This window comes from Burkholderia sp. 3C, from assembly GCF_054589155.1.
Genome location: NZ_BAAILN010000088.1, coordinates 1 through 386 on the forward strand (window position 1 = coordinate 1; position 386 = coordinate 386).

Annotated in this window: 1 pseudogene; it reads right to left on the reverse strand. The window is 65.0% G+C overall.

The window, feature by feature from the left end:
• A pseudogene (gene glyA / locus ACYP33_RS15700) lies at positions 1-386 on the reverse strand (serine hydroxymethyltransferase); the annotation flags it as partial.

Sequence of the window (386 nt, forward strand, 5' to 3'; positions counted from 1 at the left end):
AGCACGTCGGCGATCAGGTTGCCGACGATCTCGGCTTCCTTCGTGCCGAAGCCGCGCGTCGTCATCGCCGGCGAGCCCAGGCGAACGCCCGAGGTCACGAACGGCTTTTCCGGGTCATTCGGAATCGCGTTCTTGTTCACCGTGATGTGCGCCAGGCCCAGCGCCGCTTCCGCCGCCTTGCCCGTGATCTTCTTCGCTTGCAGATCCACCAGCATCACATGGCTTTCCGTGCGGCCCGACACGATCCGCAGGCCACGCTTGACCAGCGTTTCCGCCAGCACGCGCGCGTTGTCCACCACTTGCTGCTGATACGTCTTGAATTCCGCCGAACCGGCTTCCTTGAACGCCACCGCCTTCGCCGCGATCACGTGCATCAGCGGGCCGCC